Source organism: Cytobacillus sp. BC1816 (genome assembly GCF_051353635.1).
Taxonomy (GTDB): domain Bacteria; phylum Bacillota; class Bacilli; order Bacillales; family Cytobacillaceae; genus Cytobacillus; species Cytobacillus oceanisediminis_C.
Genome location: NZ_CP195611.1, coordinates 5,020,341 through 5,040,699, shown reverse-complemented (window position 1 = coordinate 5,040,699; position 20,359 = coordinate 5,020,341). Strand labels below are relative to the sequence as shown.

Sequence of the window (20,359 nt, the reverse complement as noted above, 5' to 3'; positions counted from 1 at the left end):
ATGGTAAAACCCAGTATCTGACTTTGCGCTTTGTTAAGAAAGAACCCGATTTCTGATATACTGGACTTTTGCTTTATATCTGATATTCAAGAAAAAACATGACTTTACATAAAAGTAAGTATGCCTCCTTCATTTGTTATAATAAATAGAGGTTTAGATTTGAGCGAGGTGAGAATTATGCACTTTGAAGAACGTATACATAAATTTGAATATAAACTAAATGATACGGATGATCAGATTATTGAATATATCCTCCAAAATAAGTCCGAATTTGTAACCAAGTCTATACAAAGTCTGGCAGCCGCTTTTTATACAGTCCCCAATACCATCACCAGGCTTTCAAAAAAGCTGGGGTATGACGGTTTCTCTCATCTTAAGAATAGTATTAAAGATGAAATTGATACTTCTAGTGTTGTAAATGAAGAAAGCTCCTACTATCTAATCCAAAAGACATTTGAACTTTTGGATATGGAGCAAATAGAAAAAATCACTAAATTAATACATGATGCCAAACATGTTCTTTTCTTTGGAGTGGGGGATTCGGCTGATTTTTGTGAGATGATGGTCCGGAATTTGCGTGTGGCTGGAAAAGGTGCTGAATTTTCCATTCATCGCCATGAAGTGCTTCACAGAATTGAAGAAATGAATAAACAGGATGTGCTCTTTTTAATCAGTTTATCCGGTGAAACCGAGCAGGTTCTTGAAATGGCTGAGCAAGCTAAACAAAGAGGAATTACAATCGTGTCACTGACTCATTTTAGCCGTAATTCCCTGGAGAAATTAGCTTCCTTCAATTTATACTGCTATTCTCCAAAAAAAGTAATGAACGGGTACAATATTACCGATAAAACACCTCTTATGGTGGTTCTGCAGGCAATTTCCCAATTTTATTGGGACCATTTCTAAAAGATGTGTATAAATACACATGAAAACGCTTTATTAAATAGTGTCCGTGTAAAAATAAGAAGAATTCATCTTCTTATTTTTTTTTTGATAAGATTGGAACCATAAATGAAAGTGCTTTCAAATTCCGATTTAGGAGGTAATCCTTATGCTGCTTCAAGCACTTACCTCACCAAGCTTAATCAGTACCGGAGAATCATTCCAATCAAAGCAGGAAGCTATCAGGTACTTAGTCGATCAGCTGGGTGACGCTGGAAAATTAACGAATAAAGAGGATTTTTTTCAAGCTGTATTAGATAGAGAAAAGCTTTCGCCGACAGGCTTTGAAGGCGGACTTGCTATTCCGCATGGGAAGTCAGCGTCTGTTAAGGAGGCCGCTTTTGCCATTGCAACTCTCAAGGCCCCGTTAACCGACTGGGAAAGCATTGATCCGAACAACAAGGTTCAGCTGGTCATTTTGCTGGCCATTCCAGAAAGTGAAGCTGGTTCAACCCACTTAAGTTTGCTATCTGAATTTGTAACAAGATTATCAAAGGAATCGTATAAAAACGGTTTATTACAAGCCAAAACGAATACAGAATTGTTTGAACGGCTCGATAAGACAGAGGATGTTCAAGCTCAAGCTGCTGAAAAGAAATTAGATAAAACCGTATTAGCAATCACAGCTTGTCCGGCTGGCATTGCCCATACCTATATGGCTGCTGAAGCATTAATCAAGGCAGGAAAAGAAATGGGTGTTGATGTTTTTGTTGAGAAGCAGGGGGCAAATGGCATTGAAGACCGGCATACAACGAAACTTCTAAAAAAGGCAGATGCCATTATTTATGCCAATGATGTGGCAGTAAAAGAAGAAGAACGTTTTGCTCACTTGCCTAAGGTAAAAACATCTGTAGCCGCGCCGCTTAGAAATGCTAAGGGCCTTCTTCAGGAAGCGCTGGATAAAGCGGAGAAGAATCCGAAGAAAGAATATAGCCCGGATCAGGGAAGTGCTTCCGCTGATGAAGAAACTGGCGAAAAGCCATTTAAAAGCGAGATCAAAGACTCGATCTTAACAGGTATTTCTTATATTATTCCGGTTATTGTCGCAGGCGGAATGACATTGGCCGCAGCTGTACTAATCTCGCAGGCTTTTGGGCTGCAGGATGTATACGCAGAAGAAGGTTCCTGGCTATGGCTTCTTAGACAGCTGGGCGGCGGGCTTCTTGGACAGCTGATGATTCCGATCTTAGCCGCATACATGGCCTACTCGATTGCCGATAAGCCGGCACTTGGACCAGGTTTTGCAGCGGGGGTAGCCGCCAACCTGATCGGCAGCGGATTCCTTGGCGGGATGCTTGGTGGTTTCCTTGCTGGTTTCTTCTTAAAGTATTTAAAGAAAAAGGTGCAGCCTAAAGGCACATTTGCAGGGTTCATCAGTTTCTGGGTTTACCCAGTTGTCGGAACACTTGTGGTCGGATCCATTATGTTATTTGTTGTCGGAGAGCCGCTGGCTTTATTGAATCAAGGCTTAATTAACTGGCTGGACAGCTTGTCAGGTGCAAATGCCATTTTATTAGGAGCCATTCTGGGTGCCATGGTTTCCTTTGACCTGGGTGGACCAGTGAACAAAGCAGCCTATACGTTCTGTATTGGCGCGATGGCAAGTGGAAATATCGTCCCATATGCAGCGTTCGCTTCTGTCAAAATGGTTTCAGCCTTCTCTGTGACAGGCGCGACGATTATTGGAAAGAAATATTTCACGAAACAAGAACAGGAAATAGGAAAACAAACATGGCTGCTTGGTCTGGCTGGTATTACGGAAGGTGCCATTCCATTTATGATCAATGATCCATTGCGCGTGATCCCTTCTTTAATCGCAGGTTCAGCAGTAACAGGTGCCATCGTTGCTTACTTTAACATTGGCTTGAATGTACCTGGAGCCGGGATTTTCTCTCTTGCCCTGGTTCAAGGTCAGCCTATTTTTATCGCAGCCAGCATATGGCTCGGTGCTGCCTTGCTTGGAGCTCTGATTTCAATGGTTTTATTGATAGCAACAAGAAAAAGCAAATTAAAAAAAGATGGCAGTTCTGTACAAACACAGGATGCTGCGTAATATATAAAGTTTTTCAGCAATAAAAATAAAAAATGGTACCTAGAGAACTTGCTTTAGGTACCATCTTATTTGGAGGACATCATGAAAAAAGTTCATATTGTACCCCATATGCATTGGGATAGAGAATGGTATTTTTCAACTGAAGAGTCACGGATCCTTTTAGTTAATAACATGGAAGAAATAATGGAAATGCTTGAGACCAATCCAGATTACCCATACTATGTGCTGGATGGCCAGACGTCCATTCTGGAAGACTATTTCGCAGTCAAACCGGAAAATAAAGAACGTGTCAGAAAGTTAGTTCAAGCCGGCAAGCTGATTATCGGGCCATGGTATACCCAAACGGATGAGATGGTCGTTGGGGGAGAATCCATTGTTCGTAATCTCCTTTATGGATTAAAAGATAGTGAAGAATTCGGTTCGCCGATGAAAATCGGATACCTTCCTGATTCATTTGGGCAATCTTCACAAATGCCACAAATCCTAAATGGATTTGATATTAAATATTCTATCTTCTGGCGCGGTACCTCGGAGCGCCATGGCACAGATAAAACGGAATTTTACTGGGAAAGCGATGACGGTTCAAAGGTTTTAGTACAGCTTTTCCCGCTTGGGTATGCGATTGGGAAGTACTTGCCTGAGGATGAAGAGAAGCTTCAAGAACGTATAAATAAATACTTTACCGTCCTTGACCGCGGAGCGACAACAGAGAATATTATTCTTCCGAATGGCCATGATCAGATGCCTATTCAGAAGAATATCTTTACGATTATTGAGAAGCTGCAGCACTTATATCCAGACCGCGAGTTTTTCTTAAGTAAATATGAAAATGTATTTGATCAGCTGGAACAAAATCAAACATTGCCAACCCTTCAGGGCGAATTTCTAGATGGAAAGTACATGCGTGTCCACCGAAGCATTTATTCGACACGGATGGATATTAAGGCTGCGAATACAAGGATAGAAAACAAGATTACGAATATCCTTGAACCGCTGGCATCTATTGCGTATTCCTTGGGGTTTGAATACCACCATGGCTTGATTGAACTGATTTGGAAAGAAATCATGAAGAATCATGCCCATGACAGCATCGGCTGCTGCTGCTCGGATAAAGTCCATCGAGAAATCGTCAACCGCTTCTTCCTTGCAGAAGAAAAGACCGATCAGCTTATTGAATTTTACAAGCGGAAAATCACAGATTCTATTGCCACAGAACGGAAAGAGGACCGCCTGACAGCTTTCAATCTTCTTCCGTATGAGCGGGCAGAAGTGGTTACCACGATGGTGATAACGAAGCTGGAAGCCTTTAAACTGGAAGATGGAGAAGGAAACGAAATTCCTTTTGAAGTATTGAATAAAGAAATCATGGACCCAGGTCTGATTGATCGCCAGATTGTTCATTATGGAAACTATGATCCATTCTATCAATACACGATTCAATTAAAAGATTCCATTCCTGCAATGGGATATAAAACATACTTTGTGGTTAATGAAGAAAGCGATATGGATCATACTTTCGCTGAAAAAGAATTGGTAGAAACCGATTACTATGAGGTTTCTGTAAATCCTAATGGCACGCTGAAAATTTATGATAAGCAGCATCAAAAGGGATTCGACAACGTTCTGTTATTGGAAAATGGAGGTGACGATGGAGATGAATATGACTTCTCCCCGCTGGCGGATGAAACCCTACTGTACAGCGACGATGTCGAGGCTGATGTGAAAGTACGCCAAAATAAATACGAAGCACAGCTGGATATACAGTTGAAAATGGATGTCCCAGGTGATTTGGAAGATCGCAAAAACAAAAAAGCAGACCAGTTTGTACAAGTTCACTGGAAGATCACGATTCCAAATCATCTGCCAATCATAAAAGTTGAGGCAGAAATTGATAATCAGGCGAAGGACCATCGTCTCCGCACCTTGATTCCAACGGGTATTGCCTCATCCTTCTCTGTTTCGGACAACCAGTTCGGGTTTATTAAGCGGGATGTATATGATTCTGCAATGGATTACTGGGAGGAAGAAGGCTGGGATGAACGCCCGGATTCTATCTATCCAATGCTATCGTTTATTGGGTTGTCAGATCATGAGCATGGTATAAGTGTGCTTACGAATAGCACACGTGAATATGAAGTGATTGGGGATCAGTACGATACGATTGCCATTACCTTGTTCCGAGGTGTCGGTGTACTTGGAAAAGAAGAAATGCTCAGAAGGCCAGGACGACCATCCGGCATTAAGCTGCCAACACCAGACTCACAAATGCTAGGAAAGCTGAAGCTTGATTTTGCGATTACAACCCATAAAGGTTCAACGGCATCAGCAAACGTAGGAAGAGCTGCTAAAGAATATACCACTCCTATTCAAACATATAACAAGATCCCGCATAATGCGATGAAGCTGAATCAGGAGGATGTTCATACACCATTGAGCTTTAGTCTTCTTCAAGAAACAATCAGCACGACAGTCCTTAGTGTACTGAAAAAGGCAGAGAAAGAAGAAGGGTTTGTGCTGAGATTCTATAATCCTGCTGACGCTGAAAAGGCAGGTTCGTTTAAAGTGAATCTTGCAGTTGATCACGTAAAGGAAGTCAACCTGAACGAAAAGGTGATATCTGCATTACATGTTGAAAACAATGAATTTAATGTAGTAGTTAAACAGAACCAGGTAAAAACGGTTATGTTCTAAAGACGGCAGGCATTTAAAACACCAGAAGCTTATCCTTGCACAAGGATAGGCTTTTTTCTTTTGAATTTAATCCTCTTAGTTCCTCCCTGCCTATTTGATTACACTCAAAATTAGAGATAAACTTTACTATATCTATATTTTGAGCAGGTGCAAGTATGAATATTAGACAAAAGGAACTACTTAGAATATTACTCCTCCATGAGGAAGGGGCAGTACAGATAAAGGATTTGTCTGAAGAACTGGATTGTTCAGAGAAAACGGTCCGGAATGATCTGGATCGACTGGAGGAATTTTTACAGGATTCAAGGGCTAATCTTTTACGCAAACCTGGTATTGGAATCTCAATTGACATAGATGAAGCAGAACGTACGGAAATTTTGCGCAGCCTGTTTTCAAATGAGCAGAAAACTGCAGAAGAGCGGCTGTTTGAGATGGCCTTTCAGCTGTTAACCAGTACAAAGGCCATTACACTTCAATATTGGGCTGAGCGTTACTATGTTCCGAAAACTGCGATTAAAAAGGATATTGATACCATTACCTATTGGCTTCAGCGTTTTGACCTTGAGATTGTATCAAAGCAGCGGATCGGCAGCCAGATTAAAGGGCCGGAGTTAAAGAAACGGAATGCCATGGCCCATTTGTCTGAGTTAATACCTTCTCTTTCAAATAAAAAAAATATGGTTTTGGATCTATTCTTTTCTTATGAAATCCTAGTTGTAAAGGAAGCGCTTAAGTCCCTGCAGGAAAAGTACAGCATTGGCTTTACCGATGAAGCTTTGGATAGCCTGCTTGTTCATGCTTTGATTATGGTCAAGCGGATTAGGCAAAAGTCGCCTGTTTTTGTCCAAGCTTCTGAAAGGGAAACGGCATTGAAACGAAAAGAATATCAATATGCCAGCTGGTTTTTTAATCCTTTGGAAGAGGCATTTGGGCTTACCTTCCCAGAGGCGGAAAGAATCTATTTCACATGGCATCTTATTAGCGGAAAGCGGGTAGAAGAATCAGAGCAGGCTTTGCAATATGATCAAGAATCTAAGGAGGTTGTCCTCCGGCTTGTTCAGAAGATGGAAAAACTGACATTGTTTCCATTTGAAGAAGATTCTATTTTGCAAAATGGGCTTGCTGTCCATATGCACTCTGTTATAAGCCGAATTAAATATGGGTTTCCTATTACAAACCCCCTTCTTGCGAATATAAAAAAGATGTATCCCTATATGTTCAGTATGGTAATCTTGGCTCTTGAGGAAATGAAAGATAAATTTGGATTCGACATCCCGGAAGACGAAGCTGCATATATTGTTCTGCACTTTCAAGCCTCCATTGAACGTCTGGAAGGGAAAAGAAAAGTGGAGAAAAAGAAGGCGCTGATTGTCTGCCATATGGGCATTGGCATGTCACATTTGCTCGAGGCCAAAATTCAACAGCAATACCAGGACATTGATATTGTTGCGTGCATTGGCAAGGCGGAGATTACGGATGCTTTGAAGGACCATCAAGCTGATTTCATCATTTCAACAGTCCCTCTTGAAAAAACAGACATGGTATATATCCAGATTTCACCTCTTTTCGGGCAAGAAGATAAGAATAATTTAAGCCGCTTTGTGGATAAGCTTAAGATGAATAGAAGCGTACAGCAGGAGCAAAGTATTTTTTCTTCATTTATAGTTCCAGAACTGGTATTTTTTAATATTGAAAAAGAACATAGATATCAAGTTGTTGAAATGCTGGCAATCGCCCTTTTCAATAAAGGTTATGTAAAAAAAGAATTTATTCATAGTGCAGTCAATCGTGAACGGAATTCAGCTACCGCAATTGGCGGAGGCATTGCCATTCCTCATGGAGATCCTGCCATGATTCAAAAGACCGTTTTAGCGATAGCGATTTTGAAGGAGCCCATCGAATGGGGCAATGAACAAGTTTCCCTTGTCTTCATGCTCGCCATTTCAAAGGAAAACCAAAGAGAAATCCGAAATATTATTGGCAGGATTGCAGCTCTTAGCGAATCGCCGATGGTTGTTCACGAGCTGATTGAAGCAAAGAATTATAAAGATTTTATAAAAGTACTGGAAGAAATGCATTACAACAAATACTAGTGAGGGGCAGTGGAATGATAGATCCGCTGCTCTTTTTAATGAATAATTTCTTTTTACCGTAAGTTCCGGTAAAAATAAAAAAAATATCTGGACAAGTTTGGATTTATTATATAGGTAAGCGATTACATTAGATTTTGACAACCAGGAGGTAAGATTATGGCTAAAATATTAGCGGTTACTGCATGTCCAGTTGGTATTGCCCATACTTATATGGCTGCAGAGAATTTGCAAAAAGCCGGCGAAGCGCTGGGTGTGGATATAAAAGTCGAAACACAGGGCTCAATTGGTGTTGAAAACGCTCTAACGGAACAGGACATTGCTGAAGCAGACGGCATTATTATTGCGGCTGACAAGGAGGTCCCAAAAGAGCGTTTCGCAGGAAAAAGAGTGATTGTAACCGGTGTTCAGGATGGGATCAGAAAGCCTGAGGAGCTTATTAAAAAAATCCAAAAGGGAGAAGCTCCTGTTTATAAACCTGAATTAGCGTCCAAAGAAGGTGCTGCCAAAGGAAAGCAGAAAGAAAATCCTATTTATAAGCATTTAATGAGCGGTGTTTCCTATATGGTGCCGTTCATCGTGGTAGGCGGGCTTTTGATAGCACTTGCCTTAACATTAGGCGGGGAGCAGACACCAGGTGGAATTGTTATACCGGAAGATTCGATTTGGAAACAGGTAGAAAGCCTAGGCGGAACGGCCTTCATGTTCATGGTTCCAATCCTCGCAGGCTTTATTGCGGTGAGTATTGCGGACCGTCCCGGCCTTGTTCCAGGGATGATTGGCGGTTATATTGCAGCAAATGGAAGCTTTTATGGAAGTGAAGCAGGTGCAGGCTTCATCGGCGGGATCATTGCCGGATTCCTGGCAGGATATGTAGCACTGGCCATTAAAAAGGTGAAAGTGCCAAAAGCAGTACAGCCTGTCATGCCGATTATTTTTATCCCGATTCTTTCATCGGTCATTGTTGGGTTATTATTCATCTACGTAATTGGTGCTCCTGTTGCCCAGGTGTTTGAATCCTTAACAGGATGGCTTGCAGGCATGCAAGGCGGAAGCTCGATTGTATTGGCTTTGATCCTTGGAGCTATGATCGCCGTTGATATGGGCGGTCCCTTCAATAAAGTAGCTTTCTTATTTGGTTCAGCAATGATTGCGGAAGGAAACTATGAGATAATGGGTCCAATCGCGGTTGCGATTTGTATTCCGCCAATTGGACTTGGACTGGCAACCTTTATTAACAAACGTAAATTCCGTCCAACGGAAAGGGAGGCAGGAAAAGCTTCTTTCACTATGGGGCTATTCGGGATTACGGAAGGGGCGATTCCTTTCGCTGCGCAGGATCCGCTGCGTGTAATTCCAAGTATTGTCGTAGGGTCAATGGCTGGTTCGGTTATCGCTATGATTTCAAATGTAGGCAACCGTGTGGCACATGGCGGACCGATTGTGGCTGTATTGGGTGCGGTTGATAATGTATTAATGTTCTTTGTGGCAGCTATTGTTGGTGCTGTTGTAACGGCATTTATGGTAACAGCACTGAAAAAGGATGTGGAAGATGCTGCAGTGCCTGCGAGTGTTGAAGAAACAGTCTTAGATGAAAGTGAAGGAAAAGCTGTAATAGAAGAAAGCCCTGCCGATGTTGAGATTAGGAAATTAACAGACATAACGAATACAAAGCTAATCGAGCCTAACTTAGCAGGAACAACTCGTGATGAAGTAATAGATGAATTGATTGGGCACTTTGATGATAGTGGGATATTGGATTCAAAGTCAGATTTCAAACAGGCAATTCTTAATCGTGAAGCTCAGAGCTCCACTGGGCTCGGAATGAATATTGCGATCCCTCATGGAAAATCAAATGCTGTTAAACGCCCAGCTGTTGCATTTGGCATCAAACGTGATGGTGTTGATTGGAAAAGCCTTGATGGTTCAGATGCAAAGCTGATCTTTATGATAGCAGTGCCTGAAAAAGCAGCAGGAGATGCCCATTTGAAAATTCTCCAAATGCTTTCCCGAAAATTAATGGATGAAGACTTCAGGGAGCAATTGCTTAAAGCATCTTCAAAAGAACAAGCATACAGACTGCTTGAGGATATACAATAACTGGATGTAAATAAAAAGGTCAGCCTGTTTTCACCTCACTTAATGAGAGGGAAAACAGGCTGATTTTATACATGATTATTATTATGTAGGATGAGTTAGAATCTCCTAATATATTTAAATCATCTAATTGAAATGTTTATATTTTTAATTTAAATGTCTAGACATTTAAATTAAATTGTTTATAATAATAAATGTAAGCGGTTTTAATAATTACTTAATAAATCTATTAATTTAAGGAGTTTGATAGTCATGAATAAAATTTTATTAGCCTGCAGTTCAGGAATGTCAACTAGCCTTTTGGTAACAAAAATGGAAGCGCACGCAAAATCTATCGGGGATGAAGCGAAAATCTGGGCAGTCGGCCAGGACCAGGCGAAAAAAGAAATGGCAGAGGCAGATGTAGTGCTGATTGGACCTCAAATGAGTTTTTTAAAGGGTGAGTTTCAAAAGGAAGCGGATCAATATGGCATTAAGGTGGACGTCATAGATATGATGGCATATGGAATGGCAGATGGTAAAAAAGCTTATGAACAAGCACTTCAATTAATGGGTGATAAGTAATGGTAAAAGTTGAATTAGACAACTTAACTGCAGAACAGGTGAATTTCATGTTAATCCTTCATAGCGGAAATGCAAGAAGCAAGGTATTGCAAGCCCTAAGGGAGTACCGTGAAGGAAATGTGGAAGAAGCAGACAGTCTGTTAGTTCAAGCTGAAGAGGACTTAAAGCAGGCGCACGAAATTCATTTTAAGATGGTTCAAAGGGAAGCTTCAGGTGAGAAGGTTGAGTTTGCGCTGTTATTGATGCATGCTGAGGACCATTTAATGTCCACATTGTCCATGAAAGAATTAGTGAAGGAATTAATTGAATTATTCAAGCAGAAAAATATCTAAAGATTGATAGGTATTGGGGGGAAAGAGATGTTTGAAAAGCTGAGCAAATACTTAGTGCCTATAGCTGGCCGGTTAAATAATAATCGCTATTTAGCTGTTCTCCGTGATGCGTTTATGCTGGCATTTCCATTGACGATTTTTGGATCAATCTTTGTTGTCTTAACCAATTTGCCATTCTTGGATAAGCTGATGAGCGAAGAAACACTTAATACGTTCCGTGGCATGTTTGGAAATGCTTCCTCCGCTACAATGGGCATCATGTCCATCTTTGTAGTGTTTGGCATCGGATATTATCTATCGAAGAGCTACGATGTGGAAGCAATATTTGGCGGTGCGATTGCTTTGGTATCCTTCTTGCTGCTGACGCCGTTTGTGCTTCAGCCTGAGACGGGAGAAGCGATTCAGGGGGTTATTCCTGTAGATCGTCTTGGTGCAAAAGGGATGTTTCTGGGAATGCTCACGGCCTTTCTTTCTGCAGAGATTTACAGAAGAATAGTCCAAAGGGATATAACCATTAAAATGCCTCCAGGTGTTCCGCCGGCAGTTGCTAAATCGTTTGCTGCACTAATTCCGGCTGTCCTAACGTTAACTGTGTTTTTAGGAATTAATATTTTTGTGACTCTGGTATTCAACACCAATATGCATGATGTTATTTATAAAGCCATTCAGGCACCGCTTGTTGGTTTGGGAAGCGGAATTATTCCTACATTGATCGCTATTTTCTTTATTCAAATCCTCTGGTTCTTCGGTTTGCACGGCCAGGTCATTATCAACTCGGTAATGGACCCAATTTGGAATACGTTGATGATCGAAAACCTTGAAGCTTATACAAAAGGGGATCCTGTTCCTCACATTATTTCAAAGCCTTTTATTGAGATTTATACAGTTGGCATGGGTGGTACCGGTATGACACTTGCTGTCGTTCTAGCTATTCTCTTCTTTATGAAGAGCAAGCAAATGAAGCAGGTAGGTAAGCTTGGGCTTGGACCTGGTTTATTCAACGTAAATGAACCAATCATCTTTGGCCTGCCGATTGTTATGAATCCTGTCATTATTGTTCCTTGGATCCTTGCGCCAATGGTTGTCACGTTAGTTTCCTATTTTGCCATGTCTGCAGGCCTTGTACCGCCGCCAACAGGTGTATCTGTTCCATGGACGGTCCCGGTTTTTATCAACGGCATTATGGCCACCAACTCCCTGGCTGGAGGAATCCTGCAGCTGGTGAACATGGCAATCGTGTTTTCAATTTGGTTCCCATTCCTAAAAGCAATTGACCGAATTAACATGAAAAAAGAAGAAGAAGAAAACAAAGCTGCATAATGATTGAAATATAATGGGGCAGGTGTAACGGAAAGAGCAAAATAGTATTTGCTAGACCGGGTCTTCTGCTCTTTTTATTTAAATGAAACTTAACGAATAGAAAAGGGGAAATTCATATGACCAGCATGAACAGCAGTAATGAAATAAAGTACCGTTTTCCAGAGGGATTCTGGTGGGGTTCTTCTGCATCAGCCACTCAAACGGAAGGTGCAGCAGATGTGGATGGTAAAGGCAAGAACATCTGGGACCATTGGTATGAAATTGAACCCAATCGCTTCTTTAATGGAGTAGGACCGGAGAATACCTCTCAGTTTTACTATAAATATAAAGAAGATATTAAATTAATGAAGGAAATCGGCCACAATTCATTCCGGATGTCCATTTCATGGGCAAGACTGATTCCGGAAGGAAAAGGCGAAGTAAATCCAAAAGCCGTTGACTTTTATAATAATGTAATCAATGAATTAATTGAAAATGGCATTGAACCTTTCGTAAACTTATTCCACTTTGATATGCCGATGGAATTGCAGAAAATCGGCGGCTGGGTAAACAGAGAAGTAGTTGATGCTTATGAAGCCTATGCGAAAACATGTTTTGAACTGTTTGGAGATCGGGTGAAGAAGTGGTTTACTCATAATGAGCCGATTGTGCCTGTCGAGGGTGGGTATCTTTACGATTTTCATTATCCAAATGAAATTAATTTTGAGAAAGCAGTTCAAGTTGCTTACCACACAATTTTATCAAGTGCAAAAGCCATTAAGGCCTATAAGGTGTTAAATCAAGGCGGAAAGATCGGCATTATCCTGAATTTGACGCCTTCCTATCCAAGAAGTCAGAACCCTGCTGATTTAAAGGCCTCTGTCCTTGCGGATGCATTTTTCAACCGGTCATTCCTTGACCCTTCCGTAAAAGGAGAGTTTCCGGAGGAGCTTGTTAAGATCTTAAAGGAAGAAGGGTTTATGCCTGCAGTGGAAGAAGGCGATATAGAACTGATTGAAGACAATACGGTAGACATACTCGGTGTGAACTATTATCAGCCGAGACGTGTGAAAGCAAAGGAAAACCTGCCAAATCCGGATGCACCTTTCATGCCAGAACGATTCTTTGATAATTACGTGATGCCGGGACGTAAAATGAATCCTCACCGCGGCTGGGAAATCTACGAAAAGGGTGTATATGATATCCTTGTCAATTTGAAAGAGAACTATGGGAATATTGAGTGCTTTATCTCTGAAAATGGAATGGGAGTAGAAGGGGAAGAAAAATTCCGTGATAAGGACGGGATCATCCAGGATGATTACCGAATTGACTTTATTCAAGAGCATTTAAAGTGGATCCATAAAGCCATTCAGGAAGGATCAAATGTGAAAGGCTATCATCTGTGGACGTTTATGGATAATTGGTCTTGGACAAATGCTTATAAAAACCGCTATGGATTTGTTTCTGTTAATCTGGAAAAAGACGGAGAACGGTCTATTAAAAGGAGCGGCCAATGGATTAAGACCGTATCTGAGAATAATGGTTTCTAAAAAAGATGGTCACCTGACCATCTTTTTTGGGTAATTAGCACATATAGTATATATTCAATTTATAATAAAAGAGTCAATACAATTTTGTAGGGTGGAACGGTTATGACCAAATATGAATCGATTTCTGCAGAAGTCAGGCAGAGAATAATAAGCGGGAAGTATTCTATTGATGATCCAATTCCAGACGAAATTACGCTTGCAAAAGAGTTCGGCTGCAGCCGGATGACGATGAAGCGGGCGCTGGATATTCTGGTGCAAGAAGGCCTGCTTTATCGTAAGAGAGGGCACGGGACTTTCATTGTTAAATCAGCAATTCAAAATAGCAGAGTGAATGTGGTTAGCAAAGAAACAGCCGGATTGACGAATCTATTGAAAAATAAAAAAGTAACGAGTGAAGTGATTAAATTTGAGGTTCAATTTCCCAGTGAGACAGTTGCCGCGCATTTAGCTATAGACAGTAAAACACCCGTCTATTATTTGATACGCTTAAGACTTGTGGAGGATGAGCCTTATGTGCTGGAAAAAACCTATATGCCGACGACCATCATTACTGGAATTAATGACGACGTTCTTCATAGTTCCATCTATCAGCATATCAAAGAAAAATTAGGATTAACCATAGCGGGATCTCACCGGAAAATTAGAGCCTGTAAATCTGATGAACTGGATCAAAAACATTTGGAATGCAAAGCTGATGATCCTATTCTTGAAGTTGAGCATGTAGGGTTTTTGGATAATGGAGTTCCTTTCGAATATTCTTTTTCGCGGCATAGGTATGACAAGTTTGAAGTCACAACGGTTAATATAAAACGATGATGGGGGAGCAGAGAATGTTAGGTGCAATAGAAGCGGGCGGCACGAAATTTGTTTGTGCTGTTGGAGATGAGCATGGGAGGATTAAGGATTCCATAAAGATTACTACTACCGTTCCGGAAGTAACCATGGCTGGAGTTATTGAGTTTTTTAAGCAATTTGATATAGAATCAATAGGAATTGGATCTTTTGGTCCGATAGATGTTAACCAGGAAAGTGAAACTTATGGTTATATTACTTCCACACCAAAGCTGGCTTGGCGAAACTATCCTTTTGTTCAGGCACTTGAGAAGGCATTTGGTGTTCCTGTCGGATTTAATACGGATGTTAATGCTGCTGCTTTAGGAGAAGCTGCACTTGGAGCGGCAAAAGGATTAGATAGCTGCCTTTATATAACTGTTGGAACTGGAATTGGTGCAGGGGCTGTGGTTAAAGGTAAATTGCTGCAAGGGCTATCTCATCCTGAAATGGGCCATATCCTTGTTCGCCGTCATCCTGAAGATACCTATAAAGGAAAATGCCCTTACCATGCCGATTGCCTTGAGGGACTAGCAGCAGGCCCGGCTATTGAAGAACGCTGGAGAGATAAAGGGATTAACTTAGTGAATCGTAATGAAGTCTGGGACTTGGAAGGCTACTATATTGCACAGGCGCTGATGCAATATATTTTAATCTTATCGCCTAAAAAGATTATACTGGGCGGGGGAGTCATGAACCAAACGCAAGTATTTACTTCTATTTATAAATACTTGCCTGAACTGCTAAAAGATTATGTGTCCCTGCCGAAGTTATCCAGCTACATTGTAAGTCCGGGATTGGGAGACCGAGCAGGCATTACAGGATCACTATTACTTGCAAAACAAGCTTTATCGGAAAAAGAATAAAAATTGGAGGAAATAATTGTGCAGCCATTATTTTTAAAACCGGTATTTAAAGAAAGAATTTGGGGAGGAACAGCTTTAAAGGAATTTGGCTATAGTCTTCCAAGCGATAAAACGGGTGAGTGCTGGGCGATATCTGCTCATCCAAATGGGCCATCTGAAATCGAAAATGGACTATTTGCCGGCAAGACTTTGGATAAGCTTTGGAAGGAAAACCCTGAGTTATTTGGAAATCCAAAAGGAGAAGTATTTCCCCTTTTAACGAAAATCCTCGATGCCAATATGGATCTATCTGTCCAGGTGCATCCCGATGATACTTATGCCATGGCTAATGAAAATGGAGAGCTGGGGAAGACGGAATGCTGGTATATCATCGATTGTAAAGATGATGCAGACATGATTTTTGGCCATAACGCCAAAACAAAAGAAGAATTGGTTGAGCAAATTGAGGAAGGCAATTGGAATGAATTGCTTCGCAGAGTGAAAATCAAGCCAGGTGACTTCTTCTATGTGCCAAGCGGAACAATTCATGCTTTGTGTGAAGGAACTCTTGTGCTGGAAACCCAACAAAGCTCTGATACTACTTATCGTGTATATGACTATGACCGCAAGGATGACCAGGGGAACTTGCGTGATCTTCACTTGGACAAGGCGATCGATGTTACGACTGTTCCGCATCAGGATTCCAAGAGCGTTCCTAAGGTGGAAAAGAAGGATGATGCCGAGATTACTGCGTTTGTACAATCTGAATTCTTCTCTGTTTATAAATGGGATGTCAAAGGGTCGGCCACATTTAATTTTGCAGAAAAATACCTGCTTTTGAGTGTAATTAAAGGAGAAGGTACTCTCATTCATAATGGTGAAAGTTATTCATTTAGTAAAGGCAGCCATGTCATCTTACCGGTTGGACTGGGAGAATTTGAAATAAGCGGTGAATGTGAACTTATTATTTCGCATCCATAATACGGCCTGTCCGCTAATGTGGTTTGATTTTAGAAAAACCTTGCTGATTTGGAGCAAGGTTTTTGTTTTTCTATGGGGAGGAGAAAGTAATAATATTTTTCATAAGGGATTTTTAGTTAATTTGACTGTCCATGCGGTGCCTTTTACCTGTTAAATACCGTAAATATTGACGAATAAGCATTTTATTTCCCGAAAAATAATAGGGATTATCGAAAGTTGTAAAAAGCAAAGAAGCTATAGAATTCATATAATCCTATGAGTTATTAGGTTGGGGCAAAAATCCTTTCTTAATGCAGTCGAGTGGCTGATTTAATGAAAGGGATAAATACATCTCCCAGCTTTATTTAAATTTCAAGTGAATCCTTTTTCACTAAATATCTTAATAAGACTGCCATTCCAGCCCCATGCTGAAATTCTCCTTTATTGATTATATGATATAACTCATTTATTTCGAGTGTATATAAATCGATTTGCTCACTTGGCTCCAGCCTTTGCTCTGTTTTCTTAAGGCCGGTAGCGGCAAAAAGGTAGATTTCTTCTGAGGTTGAGCCGGGAGATGGATAAAAGCTTCCTAATGAAATCCATTTCTGTGCCTGATAACCTGTCTCCTCCTCTAACTCTTTTTTTGCCGTCAATAGAGGGTCTTCCTTTTCGTGGTCAATCATTCCTGCAGGCAATTCCCATTGCCATTGTTTTATTGCATGACGATATTGACGAATACAAACAATTTTTCCATCATCTGTAATCGGTAAAATACAAACACCTTTGGAAAAGTTAATATAGGAGAAATCGGATTCTATATTATTTGGCAGGGTAACCGATTCTTTTATTATTTCAAACCGGGATACTTTTTCTTTCTTAATTTGATTAGTTTTCCACTCCAATTATATCAGCCTCCCTTTTCTTAAATGGTAACTCTAATGAACTGCTATGATGAAAATATATCAAATTTCTGGAATGATGTTTTATTCTCTTATCTTGGCTACTGTTTCGTGACTATGAAGTTGCCTGGAACTGCTGCTTTCGAGATGGAAAATGTCGTTTCTCTTTATTTTTACCTTACTTTAGATGCAACAGATTAAGATTTAACAGGAGTTTTGTTGTCGAACGTTTTTATTTAAATGACATTATTATGTCCCTATTATGACACCCTTTTTAGCCAGTGTCATTTATACTTTTATGCAAATCTCTGGTCAAACACTAAAAGAGAATCCTAATTAGGAGTGTGCTATGTATAAAGAAGAAAGCTTTGTTCATGGTTTGCTTTGGGGGATTTGTATAGGAGTAATATGTTGGATTTCTTTTTGGCTGGATAAAGCATATTTTGACAGGATGATAATAAGAATCGGTTTTATTCAAGGGCAGAATTTTTCTGTCCTTTTTTTATTTAAGGCTAAGATTAAAGGGGACTTAAAATGAAAGAAGGATTTATTAAAGTAAAGAAGAACATCTCCCTATAGAGCAATAGTTCCAGACAAAGGGGAATTTTCATGAAATTAAAGGCTATTAGAAAATATATTAAAGCTAAGCTGCTCTCTCTTCCTTATCGCATTAAGCTCATTTTGGTTTTCTCCCTCCTAATTTTACTAACTGCCTCAATCCTTGGCAGTATCACCTACTATCAATTTGGTGGAGCAAGCCAAAGGAACGCTGAAGAATACTCGATACAGCTTGCTGATCAAATCAATCGGAATCTGGACCGTTATATTAAAGAAATGCAGATCATCTCTTTATCCCCTTTATATGATCAAGAAGTAATAAATATATTAAAGAATCACCAGGTTTCAGGGGTGGCAGCCCCCTTTCCGCCAGCGAATGAGAGAGTGAAAATCTGGCGATATATTTCGAGTTTTGTCCATATGAGAAATGAAATTCGAGGTATACACATTCTGGCCAATGATGGGAATATATTCAGCAATCTGGATTCTAATACCATTATGCTCCAAGTATTTGAACAAAATAACGAGTGGCTTCAAAGAATAATAAAAGCAGATGGTGAACATGTGATTCTCCCGCTTCATCATCCGAACTATTACTTAAATAAGGATACAGCTGTCTTTTCGGTGGCTAGATTAATAAGGGATCCGTCTGATCAAACTCCGCTAGGTATTATTAAAATAGATTTGAAGCAAGAGCTGATCCAAGAGATGGTTAAGAATACAAAGACAAAAAGCCAAATTTTTATTGTAAACAATCAACAGGAAATCATTTATCCAAACAATGAGGAAAATGATATTTCTCCCAATATATTGGCCGAATTGGAAAATATAAAGGTAAACAATTATACAAATATTCCAATTGGCGGTACAGATTATATGATGGTTTATAATCAATCGGAATATCAGGGTCTTAATATTGTTATGCTTACCCCCAAATCGGAAATCTTAAGTGAAGTAAACTATCTTAGGAAAGTACTTATCATAGTGGTTCTTGCAGGTATTTTAATAGCATTCATTCTGGGATTCATATTATCAAAACCTTTAGTAGGTTCCATTCATAGACTTAGAGAGGCGATGGAAGGTGTAAAAAGGGGGAATTTCTCCCACCGCGTATTGGTTCAATCAAATGACGAAATTGGGGATCTTGAAAATGGTTTTAATCTCATGGTCAGCGAAATCGATCGCCTGGTTTCTGAAGTCTATCGAACTGGCTTGCGACAAAAGGATGCGGAGCTGAGAGCCCTGCAAAGCCAGATGAACCCTCATTTCCTCTATAACACATTGGAGTCCATTAATATGCTGGCGATTACCAGAGGGAATTTCGAAGTATCGGATATGGTCTCTTCACTTGGAAAACTTCTCCGGTACACTGTTGACAACAAAGCGAAAATTGTCAGATTAGAGGAAGAAACGGCGTTCGTTGCCTCTTATATTACGATTCAAAAAGTAAGGATAGGTGAGCAGCTGCATTATATAGAGGACATTCCAGATTCCTTAAAGGATACAGTCATTCCTAAGCTAATCCTTCAGCCCATTATTGAAAATGCGATTGTCCACGGATTGCGCAATACTGGAGGGAAGATAAAAATACAGGCTTTTAAAATAGGGAAGCAATTGAAAATAATCATTTCGGATAATGGAGTGGGAATGGAATTGGAGAAATTAAAAGAATTAAAACAAATTATTAGAGATCAAAAACCAAGCCATTCTAACGAACAGCATCATGGTGTGGCATTGCCAAATATACATGAACGGATTCAGTTGCTGTATGGAAGTGATTTCGGCTTGGTTATCCAAAGTGAAGAACAAAAAGGGTTTATTGTCTCTGTTTCTTTACCGCTTTACTGGGAGGAGGAAAAATTGGATGAAAAACGTATTAGTGGTTGAAGACGAATTAATTATTAGACAAGGGTTGAAGGTATTGTTAGAGGCTATAAGTAGAGAGATTCACGTATGGGAAGCAAAAAGCGGTGAAGAAGGCATGATGCGGGTTCGTCAACAGATCCCGCATTTAATCATTACGGATATACGTATGGGAGGAATGGATGGTTTAGCATTTATTTCAAAGGTAAGGCAAGTCTCTCAAGATGTACCCGTTATTATCCTGAGCGGGCACAGTGATTTTGAATATGCAAGATCCGCTCTTAAATATGGTGTTACTGATTACTTGCTTAAACCAGTTAATCGGGTTGAACTTTCTAAAGTAATTACCAATATTTTCAAAGATAAAGTGGAAGAAACATTTACAGATGTTTCCGGACAGTTTCAGAAAATCCTGCATTACGTTCACGATCATATTGGACAGGAAGTAACACTTAAACACATTGCTGATCATATGTTTCTCCATCCCCAATACATAGGGCAATTGTTTAAGTCTGAGCTGAATCAGACCTTTACAGACTATTTAACGGATGAACGTTTAAAGAGAGCGAAAAATCTTCTGAAGAACACAAACTTAAAGGTATATGAGGTAGCCCAGCTCTCAGGTTATAAGAGCCCAAAGCATTTTATGTCACTTTTCAAACAGGAAGTAGGCTTAACACCTAAAGAATACAGGAAGTTATCTTAAGATTCACTTAACTATTGAAATAGTACTTTTTCTTTGATTGAAGGGATATTTTGAACCGGGTTTTCCTTCTACAATA

16 protein-coding genes are annotated in these 20,359 nt (G+C 40.1%); 15 read left to right on the top strand and 1 reads right to left on the bottom strand.

The window, feature by feature from the left end; translation table 11 throughout:
• Window positions 1-168 precede the first annotated feature (168 nt).
• The 12 genes from ACR42H_RS25325 (at window position 169) to manA (ending at window position 16,275) form a co-directional block, all read left to right on the top strand.
• Window positions 169-906 carry a MurR/RpiR family transcriptional regulator gene (locus ACR42H_RS25325; RefSeq protein ID WP_436377079.1) on the top strand — a complete coding sequence of 246 codons (738 nt, stop codon included), beginning with the start codon at window positions 169-171 and terminating at the stop codon, window positions 904-906.
• Window positions 907-1,051: 145 nt separating this feature from the next.
• Window positions 1,052-2,995 (top strand): PTS 2-O-a-mannosyl-D-glycerate transporter subunit IIABC, encoded by a 1,944-nt coding sequence (gene mngA / locus ACR42H_RS25320; RefSeq protein ID WP_436374047.1) that lies wholly within the window; start codon window positions 1,052-1,054, stop codon window positions 2,993-2,995.
• 81 nt (window positions 2,996-3,076) lie between these two features.
• Window positions 3,077-5,686 carry a mannosylglycerate hydrolase gene (gene mngB, locus ACR42H_RS25315; protein ID WP_436374045.1) on the top strand — a complete coding sequence of 870 codons (2,610 nt, stop codon included), beginning with the start codon at window positions 3,077-3,079 and terminating at the stop codon, window positions 5,684-5,686.
• 155 nt (window positions 5,687-5,841) lie between these two features.
• Complete coding sequence (locus tag ACR42H_RS25310; RefSeq protein ID WP_436374043.1) at window positions 5,842-7,779, top strand: BglG family transcription antiterminator; 1,938 nt, start codon at window positions 5,842-5,844, stop codon at window positions 7,777-7,779.
• A gap of 156 nt (window positions 7,780-7,935) precedes the next feature.
• Complete coding sequence (locus tag ACR42H_RS25305) at window positions 7,936-9,876, top strand: fructose-specific PTS transporter subunit EIIC (RefSeq protein WP_436374041.1); 1,941 nt, start codon at window positions 7,936-7,938, stop codon at window positions 9,874-9,876.
• Window positions 9,877-10,125: 249 nt separating this feature from the next.
• Entirely contained in the window at window positions 10,126-10,437 is a 312-nt protein-coding gene (locus ACR42H_RS25300; protein WP_436374039.1) for a PTS sugar transporter subunit IIB, read from the top strand.
• On the top strand, window positions 10,437-10,769 hold the full coding sequence (locus tag ACR42H_RS25295) for a PTS lactose/cellobiose transporter subunit IIA (protein ID WP_436374037.1): 333 nt from the start codon (window positions 10,437-10,439) through the stop codon (window positions 10,767-10,769). The genes ACR42H_RS25300 and ACR42H_RS25295 overlap by 1 nt, the downstream gene beginning before the upstream one ends.
• 27 nt (window positions 10,770-10,796) lie before the next feature.
• Window positions 10,797-12,089: a PTS cellobiose transporter subunit IIC gene (gene celB / locus ACR42H_RS25290; RefSeq protein WP_436374035.1), complete on the top strand. Its 1,293-nt coding sequence runs from the start codon at window positions 10,797-10,799 to the stop codon at window positions 12,087-12,089.
• Between the two features lie 125 nt (window positions 12,090-12,214).
• Window positions 12,215-13,618 (top strand): glycoside hydrolase family 1 protein, encoded by a 1,404-nt coding sequence (locus ACR42H_RS25285; RefSeq protein WP_436377077.1) that lies wholly within the window; start codon window positions 12,215-12,217, stop codon window positions 13,616-13,618.
• 102 nt (window positions 13,619-13,720) lie between these two features.
• Complete coding sequence (locus ACR42H_RS25280) at window positions 13,721-14,434, top strand: GntR family transcriptional regulator (RefSeq protein WP_436374033.1); 714 nt, start codon at window positions 13,721-13,723, stop codon at window positions 14,432-14,434.
• A 14-nt stretch (window positions 14,435-14,448) separates the two neighbouring features.
• Window positions 14,449-15,315: an ROK family protein gene (locus ACR42H_RS25275; RefSeq protein WP_436374031.1), complete on the top strand. Its 867-nt coding sequence runs from the start codon at window positions 14,449-14,451 to the stop codon at window positions 15,313-15,315.
• 15 nt (window positions 15,316-15,330) lie between these two features.
• The gene (gene manA / locus ACR42H_RS25270) at window positions 15,331-16,275 is read left to right on the top strand and encodes a mannose-6-phosphate isomerase, class I (RefSeq protein ID WP_436377075.1); all 945 of its coding nucleotides are present in this window, start codon (window positions 15,331-15,333) and stop codon (window positions 16,273-16,275) included.
• A 344-nt stretch (window positions 16,276-16,619) separates the two neighbouring features.
• Here manA and ACR42H_RS25265 read toward each other — a convergent pair whose 3' ends face one another.
• On the bottom strand, window positions 16,620-17,159 hold the full coding sequence (locus ACR42H_RS25265; RefSeq protein WP_436374029.1) for an NUDIX hydrolase: 540 nt from the start codon (window positions 17,157-17,159) through the stop codon (window positions 16,620-16,622).
• A gap of 346 nt (window positions 17,160-17,505) precedes the next feature.
• Between ACR42H_RS25265 and ACR42H_RS25260 the strand changes: the two genes are divergently transcribed.
• The 3 genes from ACR42H_RS25260 (at window position 17,506) to ACR42H_RS25250 (ending at window position 20,283) form a co-directional block, all read left to right on the top strand.
• On the top strand, window positions 17,506-17,694 hold the full coding sequence (locus ACR42H_RS25260) for a hypothetical protein (protein ID WP_436374027.1): 189 nt from the start codon (window positions 17,506-17,508) through the stop codon (window positions 17,692-17,694).
• 71 nt (window positions 17,695-17,765) lie between these two features.
• A complete protein-coding gene (locus ACR42H_RS25255) occupies window positions 17,766-19,601 on the top strand; it encodes a sensor histidine kinase (RefSeq protein ID WP_436374025.1) in 1,836 nt (611 codons plus the stop codon).
• The gene (locus ACR42H_RS25250) at window positions 19,579-20,283 is read left to right on the top strand and encodes a response regulator transcription factor (RefSeq protein WP_436374023.1); all 705 of its coding nucleotides are present in this window, start codon (window positions 19,579-19,581) and stop codon (window positions 20,281-20,283) included. The genes ACR42H_RS25255 and ACR42H_RS25250 overlap by 23 nt, the downstream gene beginning before the upstream one ends.
• The last annotated feature ends 76 nt before the right edge of the window (window positions 20,284-20,359 follow it).

Bases quoted from the DNA above. Each gene is read 5' to 3' on its own strand.
- mngA (WP_436374047.1), top strand. From the start codon at position 1,052: ATGCTGCTTCAAGCACTTACCTCACCAAGCTTAATCAGTACCGGAGAA.
- mngB (WP_436374045.1), top strand. From the start codon at position 3,077: ATGAAAAAAGTTCATATTGTACCCCATATGCATTGGGATAGAGAATGG.
- ACR42H_RS25310 (WP_436374043.1), top strand. From the start codon at position 5,842: ATGAATATTAGACAAAAGGAACTACTTAGAATATTACTCCTCCATGAG.
- ACR42H_RS25305 (WP_436374041.1), top strand. From the start codon at position 7,936: ATGGCTAAAATATTAGCGGTTACTGCATGTCCAGTTGGTATTGCCCAT.
- ACR42H_RS25300 (WP_436374039.1), top strand. From the start codon at position 10,126: ATGAATAAAATTTTATTAGCCTGCAGTTCAGGAATGTCAACTAGCCTT.
- ACR42H_RS25295 (WP_436374037.1), top strand. From the start codon at position 10,437: ATGGTAAAAGTTGAATTAGACAACTTAACTGCAGAACAGGTGAATTTC.
- celB (WP_436374035.1), top strand. From the start codon at position 10,797: ATGTTTGAAAAGCTGAGCAAATACTTAGTGCCTATAGCTGGCCGGTTA.
- ACR42H_RS25285 (WP_436377077.1), top strand. From the start codon at position 12,215: ATGAACAGCAGTAATGAAATAAAGTACCGTTTTCCAGAGGGATTCTGG.
- ACR42H_RS25280 (WP_436374033.1), top strand. From the start codon at position 13,721: ATGACCAAATATGAATCGATTTCTGCAGAAGTCAGGCAGAGAATAATA.
- ACR42H_RS25275 (WP_436374031.1), top strand. From the start codon at position 14,449: ATGTTAGGTGCAATAGAAGCGGGCGGCACGAAATTTGTTTGTGCTGTT.
- ACR42H_RS25260 (WP_436374027.1), top strand. From the start codon at position 17,506: ATGTATAAAGAAGAAAGCTTTGTTCATGGTTTGCTTTGGGGGATTTGT.
- ACR42H_RS25255 (WP_436374025.1), top strand. From the start codon at position 17,766: ATGAAATTAAAGGCTATTAGAAAATATATTAAAGCTAAGCTGCTCTCT.
- ACR42H_RS25250 (WP_436374023.1), top strand. From the start codon at position 19,579: ATGAAAAACGTATTAGTGGTTGAAGACGAATTAATTATTAGACAAGGG.